Here is a 6,295-nt window from a genome sequence, read left to right on the forward strand (position 1 = left end):
CACGGATACCTATTAGGAGCTATCAGTAATGGCAACGCTGATGTGAAGCAGGTGGGATTGTCGCACTTGATGGATTTTCAGTTTAGTGCAGACAGTGTCGGTGTAGAAAAACCAGATCCACTGATTTTTCAGCATATGTTAACCCATACGCAACTCAAACCTGAGCAGGTAATCCATGTAGGCGATCATCCTGTGCACGATATTGAAGGCGCGAAAGCGGCTGGATTATGGAGCATCTGGGTGAACCTGAAGGCTATGGAATGGCCGGATACAGAGGTGCCGGATGCACAAGTGAGTTGTTTAAGTGATGTGCCGCAGCAGGTTGAGCGGATAGCGGCTATTAAACGTGCCCGCCTGTAATCCGGGTATGTCAGGCGATAAAACTTTCCAGCAGGTCGTTTAAGAACAGATGCCCTTGAGGTGTTGCTTGCAAGCGTGATGGTTCTAATAGTGAGCGCTGTCGTGCGCTTACTAATGAGCCTTGGATATCGGCTAATGGCATAAGCGCGCGTTGTGAAAATACCGCTTCTTCAACACCTTCGTTGAGGCGTAAAACATTCATCATGAACTCAAACGGCCGATCTTCTCTGGCAATCGCCTGTTCGCCGCCTAATGGGTTGATGCTTTGTAAATAGGCTTTGGGTGAGCGTTGTTTCCAGCGACGCAGAATCAAATCCTGTTGTACAAAAGAAACCTTCCCGTGTGCCCCCGCACCAATGCCGATGTAATCACCAAACTGCCAGTAGTTCAGGTTATGCCGGGCGCGTGCTTGCGGGCCTTTAGCATATGCAGAAATTTCATATTGTTGAAAACCTGCGTCGGCGAGTAAAGCCTGTCCTGCTTGCTGAATATCCCAGAGGGTCTCATCTCGCGGAATAATGGGTGGTTTTGCGTAAAACTCGGTATTTGGTTCAATGGTGAGTTGATACCAGGAAAGATGGTCGGGGCCGAGTGAGATAGCCGTTTCCAGATCATACAGTGCTTGTTCTTCGTTTTGCCCCGGTAATCCATGCATCAGATCGATATTCAGATGAGGATAACCCAGCTCGCGGGCAGCGCTAATGGCTTTTCTGGCGTCATCGCCTGAATGGATCCTGCCCAGAGCTTGCAGATGTGACTGGTTAAAACTTTGCACACCTATCGACAAGCGATTAACGCCTGCTTTTAAATAGCCGGCAAAACGTTCCTGCTCAAATGTACCCGGGTTGGCTTCCATCGTAATTTCAATATCACGGGAGAACGGGATGATGCGGTTGGCACCCTCCAGTATCTGTGCAATGGCGTCGGCAGAGAACAAGCTGGGAGTACCGCCGCCGATAAAGATCGTTTCTATCTCACGCCCCTGAGCAGCGACGTGTTCATACTGCAGGTCGCCTAATAAAGCTTTCACATAGGCCGCTTCAGGTATCTCGCCTTTAACGGCGTGTGAGTTGAAGTCGCAGTAGGGGCATTTGCGCACGCACCAGGGAATATGGATATACAATGACAGTGGTGGCAAAGTGATCATTTGGGGCTCGTCAGTCTGAATTAGGTGAGTCAGTCGGCGTTATATAGAATCGTCGTACTTATACAGGGCTTGTCAGATAGCCACTGATCTGTTGCAGAAACATCTGAACAGCCTGGCCGCGATGGCTGATCTGGTGTTTCATCCCGGATGAGAGTTCAGCCGCTGTTTTTTCCATGCCATGAACCAGAAATAGTGGGTCATAGCCAAAGCCATTTTCACCACGGGGTTCATGGCCGATGCTGCCTTCCAGTGTGCCTTGGCAAATAAGCGGCATCGGATCTTTAGCGTGGCGCATAAACACCAGCACACAGCGGTAGCGTGCGGTTCTTTGTGCATCAGGTATCTGATGCAGTGCATCCAGCAGCTTACGATTGTTGTCCTGATCACCTTTTCCAGGGCCGGCAAAGCGTGCCGAGTATATGCCCGGCGCGCCCTGTAAGGCATCGACTTCGAGCCCGGAATCATCGGCCAACGCCGGCAAACCGGTTATTTCACAGGCGTGTCGTGCTTTTATAATCGCATTTTCAACAAAGGTCAGGCCGGTTTCATCTGCATCGCTTACATTGAAGTGCGACTGTGGCAGAACTTCAACGCTGAATTGTTGCAGTATCTCGTTGAACTCTTTCAGTTTGCCTTTGTTACCGCTGGCTAGCACGATGCACTGGGTCATGGGTTATTCCGTGTAAAATTTCTGGTCGAAACGAATGATAGTGGCGGCTTGATTCGGGTCGGGTTGCACATTGATGACAAGATGCATCACTTCTTCATTTCCAAATCTAAAACTACCAATATAATAAAGCGCTTTATCTTCTTTTATCGGCGTAAAGGTTACTTTTTGTGTTTGTTGCATCAGGTTAGCCACTTCCCCTGATAACATGGCGGAGACAGCCTGCTGTGTACCGTCATCCTGCTTCTCGAAAACTGCAACATTCAGCATGGCGGTATAGCGGCTGCGCTGCAATTGATGTTTTTGTGCCACTTCTGGCGCCACAATGCTGCTGTTAAAAGCATTGTAATGAATAACATAGCGATCCGTTTCAATGGATTGCTCAGCGACGGCTACTTGTGTGGTCAGCAGTAATAAAAACAGTGTGCGTAATAAATTCATAGTGTTCTCCTTAATGGCGCTCTTCTCAATGGAGTTATGCGTATAACCAGATGACCGGCTATGTGCTTCATTTAGCGTGTGATTCGGTAGATGGCAATTTCACCCAGCATATTCGGCCATAACTTGGTCCACCACCTGTGTTGATGCTCATTATCGACAACAGTTCGATTCATAATGTGAATATTTTTCTGAACACACAGTTGTTCAAAATCCTTGAATGTACAAAAGTGGATGTTAGGGGTGTCGTACCAGCTATAGGACAGGAACTTGGATACGGGCATTTGTCCCCTGAAGCCAAGGTAGCTGCGGGCGCGCCAGTGACCAAAGTTCGGGAAGGTCACAATGCACTCTTTACCGATGCGCAACATCTCATCAACGATAAGATCGGGACGATGCATCACCTGCAACGCCTGTGTCATGACAACTGAATCAAAGCTATTGTCTTTGATCGACGCCAGCCCCTCATCGATATCTTTTTCAATGACATTAACGTGATTCAGCACGCAGGCTGTGATGTTGTCATGGTTGTTTTCCAAACCGTAGCCATGCACTTGTTTATGATCAATTAAGTGCCGTAGAAATTTTCCGTCGCCGCAGCCAAGATCCAAAACACGTGTCGAGGGTTTGATCCATTCACGAATGATTTCCTGATCAGCGCGCATGTGTATTCTCCTCTGCTAAGGCCGGTATATCAGCAGCGATACGGCCCATATATGCGTTGAAAATCTCCATATATCGGGGTATGGGGATTAAAAAAGCATCATGTCCCTGTGGGGAGTCAATTTCGGTATAACTGACATCCTTACCCGCATCCATCAAGGCATCCAGAATTTCACGCGAGCGTTCAGGCGAGAAGCGCCAATCCGTAGTGAATGCGATCAGCATGAACTTGGCGGTTACATGCTTTAATGCCAGTGACAGGTCGTGATTGAACTCCGAAGCGGGATCAAAATAGTCGAGCGCCTTGGTCATTAACAGGTAAGTGTTCGCGTCAAACGATGTGGAGAAGCGTTCGCCCTGATATTGCAGGTATGATTCAACCTCAAACTGCGGATTGAAATCGAACATAAGTTTGCCGGCGCTCATCTCACGGCCAAATTTTTCACGCATACCGTCATCTGATAAGTAGGTGATATGGCCGACCATACGGGCCAGCATCAAACCGGTTTTTGGCACCTCATCATGATCATAGTAGCGGCCATTGTAGAATTGAGGGTCTTTTGAAATCGCCTGGCGTGCCACTTCGTTAAAAGCGATATTCTGCGCAGACAGTTTGGGCGCGGCAGCGATGACCATGCAGTGCCTTATACGGTCGGGATAGGTGATCGCCCATTGTAGGGCTTGCATGCCGCCCAAACTGCCGCCAATAACGGCTGCCCACTGCCAAATGCCAAAATGGTCGGCAAGACGCGCCTGGCTGACTACCCAGTCTTTAACGGTCATTAAGGGGAAGTCTGGTCCATAAGGTTTGCCTGTCTGAGGATCAATCTGATTAGGACCGCTGGAGCCATGGCAGCCGCCGAGGTTGTTCACCCCTACGACAAAAAACTTATTAGTATCAATGGCTTTTCCGGGGCCGATGGCAGAGTCCCACCAGCCGGGTTTAGTATCGCCTTGGTGATAACCGGCAACATGATGATGCCCTGAAAGCGCATGGCATATCAGGATGGCATTAGTTTTGTCTGCGTTTAACTCGCCATAGGTCTCAATCATCAGGGTGTATTGATCGAGTGTCCTGCCGCATGCGAGTCCAAGGGGGTCATTGAATTCTATTGCCTGGGATTCGACCAGGCCGACAGAATCATCCGGGAATTTTTTCAACATATATTCTTCAACATATAAAAGTACCTCGACTAAGAAAGAGAACGACTATCAGTCGGGTATCACATCTCGTACAGAAGGAGAGCTTCGCCTCTGGGTAATAGTGTCTTTTGTCGGCTTAATTCACGTGCGTTCAATGCTGAGGAGCTCCGGTATTTTATCTGGATCTTCGATCCTGACTACTTTCTTTCGGCCTGTTTCGCCGCTGGCAATGCTGATGGCTGATCTGCTCACACCAAATGCCTTAGCTAGAAATTTAATCAAATGCGCATTGGCTTTGCCGTCTACCGGCGGAGCAGTAATACGGATTTTAACACTATCAGCGTGCAGGCCAACTATTTCATCACGGGAGGATTTAGGTTGAATCCGGCAAGACAAGGTTAATGTATTGTCCTGCCATCGATAAAAAGACAAAATTCTCTCTAAATGACCAGTCGTGCAAGCTGTGATTGAATAATTTGTATCACCAGAAAAATTAGAATAGGCGACAGATCTAATCCGCCAATAGGTGGGATTACTTTTTGAGCCAGTTTAAATAAAGGTTCAGTTATCTGCCCTATCAGAATCGGTGCCGGATGGTGGCTGCCAGGTGCGACCCAACTGATAATAACCGAACCTATCACTGCCCAGAAATAGATATTAAGAATGCTATCGAGTATTCCTACTGCGGCATAAATCAACAGTTTGAGTACGTCAATCTGGATATTACCGCCGGCTAACATGATCAGCACAGCAAAAATACCCAGCTTAACCAGTAGCGCCACAAAGATAGGTGACAGATCCAACCGGCCTGCTTTAGGGAGCATTTTCTGGAATGGCAACAACACCGGCTGAGTCAGTCGCACAATCGATTGAGAGATTGGGTTGTAGTAGTCAGCTCGCGCCAGTTGTAGCAGGAAACGCATTAGCAGGATGAAAATATAGAGTTCGCCAAGCGTTTTGATGATGAGCGTAATTGGATCTTGTCCCATATGCGGATCTGTCCCTAATCAAATAGTTTCGAGCAGTATAGTGTTTTTCAGAAAATGAATGAACCATCATTTTTACCCGGTTCAGTCTTCCCCCAGTTCTTTGGCCATGCTAACAGACCTCGCTGCACAGGCTTGCATGGCCTCTTCAACTAAGCTATCCAGATGATTAGCCTGGAATGACAGGATGGCTTGTTCTGTTGTGCCTTTGGGGGAGGTTACACGGCGTCTTAGTTCTGCCGGATCCACATCGCTTTGCAAGGCCATTTCAGCAGCCCCGCGAGCTGTTTGCAAGGTTAATTGTGTTGCTACTTCCTTGCTGAGTCCCTGTTTTACGGCGGCTGCAATCATCGCTTCCATGAACAGGAAGTAATACGCAGGAGCGGAACCTGATACGGCTGTTACCGCATGTAATTGTTCTTCCTGTTCGACCCATAGGGTCAGCCCCGTTGCGGATAAAACACTGACAGCCTGGGAGCGTTGCGCTTCGCTTACACTTGCATTGGCGAACAGGCCGTTAGCACCCATTTTAACCAGAGCAGGGGTGTTGGGCATACAGCGCACGATGGCCTGGTCGCCACCGAGCCACTTATTAATGCTTTGTGACGTGATGCCAGCAGCCACAGAAATGAACAGCGGCTTATTCTGAGCCGCTGCAGCAGCCAGTGGTTGCAAGACTGCTTTTAGCATCTGAGGTTTTACAGCCAGCACAACGATATCGGCAGATGACATTGCTTCTGTATTATCGGTAGTGACAAATAATCCCTGTGATTTTAAATCCGCCAGTCGATCTATAGTCGGTGAGCTGGCGCGAATATTCGCAGCAGGAAAACCGTTGCTGATTAAACCGCCAATGATGGCCCGGGCCATATTTCCGGCACCGATAAAGGC

Annotated in this window: 9 protein-coding genes; 1 reads left to right on the forward strand and 8 read right to left on the reverse strand. The window is 48.5% G+C overall.

What is annotated here, in order from left to right; translation table 11 throughout:
• Nucleotides 1–360 (forward strand): HAD family hydrolase (locus ABY436_RS18235; RefSeq protein ID WP_372740357.1); only part of this gene is annotated, 360 nt, incomplete at its 5' end.
• A 10-nt stretch (nucleotides 361–370) separates the two neighbouring features.
• Here ABY436_RS18235 and hemW read toward each other — a convergent pair.
• The 8 genes from hemW to proC all read right to left on the reverse strand — a co-directional run.
• On the reverse strand, nucleotides 371–1,507 hold the full coding sequence (gene hemW / locus ABY436_RS18240) for a radical SAM family heme chaperone HemW (RefSeq protein ID WP_372740358.1): 1,137 nt from the start codon (nucleotides 1,505–1,507) through the stop codon (nucleotides 371–373).
• A gap of 58 nt (nucleotides 1,508–1,565) precedes the next feature.
• A complete protein-coding gene (gene rdgB / locus ABY436_RS18245; RefSeq protein ID WP_372740359.1) occupies nucleotides 1,566–2,177 on the reverse strand; it encodes an RdgB/HAM1 family non-canonical purine NTP pyrophosphatase in 612 nt (203 codons plus the stop codon).
• Nucleotides 2,178–2,180: 3 nt separating this feature from the next.
• On the reverse strand, nucleotides 2,181–2,615 hold the full coding sequence (locus tag ABY436_RS18250; protein WP_372740360.1) for a DUF4426 domain-containing protein: 435 nt from the start codon (nucleotides 2,613–2,615) through the stop codon (nucleotides 2,181–2,183).
• A 71-nt stretch (nucleotides 2,616–2,686) separates the two neighbouring features.
• The gene (gene metW, locus ABY436_RS18255) at nucleotides 2,687–3,277 is read right to left on the reverse strand and encodes a methionine biosynthesis protein MetW (protein WP_372740361.1); all 591 of its coding nucleotides are present in this window, start codon (nucleotides 3,275–3,277) and stop codon (nucleotides 2,687–2,689) included.
• Nucleotides 3,267–4,439, reverse strand: a complete 1,173-nt coding sequence (locus ABY436_RS18260; RefSeq protein ID WP_372740362.1) for a homoserine O-acetyltransferase — start codon at nucleotides 4,437–4,439, stop codon at nucleotides 3,267–3,269. Before ABY436_RS18260 ends, metW begins: the two co-directional genes overlap by 11 nt.
• Before the next feature lie 120 nt (nucleotides 4,440–4,559).
• Nucleotides 4,560–4,850 (reverse strand): DUF167 family protein, encoded by a 291-nt coding sequence (locus tag ABY436_RS18265; protein ID WP_372740363.1) that lies wholly within the window; start codon nucleotides 4,848–4,850, stop codon nucleotides 4,560–4,562.
• A gap of 8 nt (nucleotides 4,851–4,858) precedes the next feature.
• A complete protein-coding gene (locus ABY436_RS18270; protein WP_372740364.1) occupies nucleotides 4,859–5,407 on the reverse strand; it encodes a YggT family protein in 549 nt (182 codons plus the stop codon).
• Nucleotides 5,408–5,488: 81 nt separating this feature from the next.
• On the reverse strand, nucleotides 5,489–6,295 hold an 807-nt coding region (proC, locus tag ABY436_RS18275), incomplete at its 5' end, for a pyrroline-5-carboxylate reductase (RefSeq protein ID WP_372740365.1).

The organism is Neptunomonas sp. (genome assembly GCF_041601355.1).
Taxonomy (GTDB): domain Bacteria; phylum Pseudomonadota; class Gammaproteobacteria; order Pseudomonadales; family Balneatricaceae; genus Neptunomonas.